Here is a 548-nt window from a genome sequence, read left to right on the forward strand (position 1 = left end):
ATCAAATGCTGCGGCGGATTCAGCAAGCCCCAGTTTTTCCAATCATAGTTCAATACCTCGAAACCGACTGTCGGTTTGCCGTCAATGGTTGGATACTTTTCCTTGTATTTCGCGATCAAGTCAAAGTATTCGTCCAGTGTCTTCGGTGTCGGATAACCGAACTCTTTCAACACGGCTTTTTGGATCCAAAAGGCAGGTCCGCTGTAGTAGGTATCCGCCACTTCGCCGTTGTATGCACCGTAGTTTGGCAGGTAGTAAATGTGTCCATCATTCGGGTCCTTCATTTGATTCCAGTACTTCTCGTAATGCTTCTTCAAATTAGGCGCGTGTTCTTCAATCAGATCTTCAAGCGGAATGACTGAACCGGCTGCCGTAAGTTTGGTATCAGCTGAGATCAGATCCGGATAATCTCCACCGGCGATCATGACGCCGAGCTTTTGGTTCTTGTCACCAGCCAGAAATTCGAATTTGAATGTAACGCCGAGCTCTTCCTTGATTTTTTTGTAAATCTTGTTGTCAGCGGTTGGCTGCTGTCCGGCCTCGTTCAG

The 548-nt window shown here is 47.3% G+C and carries 1 protein-coding gene; it reads right to left on the reverse strand.

Annotated features, from left to right (window positions below):
* Positions 1–548: extracellular solute-binding protein (locus tag CS562_RS32460; protein WP_125477358.1), on the reverse strand; the 548-nt coding region annotated here is incomplete at both ends.

The sequence above is a fragment of the Paenibacillus sp. LK1 genome, from assembly GCF_002750415.1.
In the GTDB taxonomy this organism is placed as follows: Bacteria; Bacillota; Bacilli; order Paenibacillales; family Paenibacillaceae; genus Paenibacillus; species Paenibacillus taichungensis.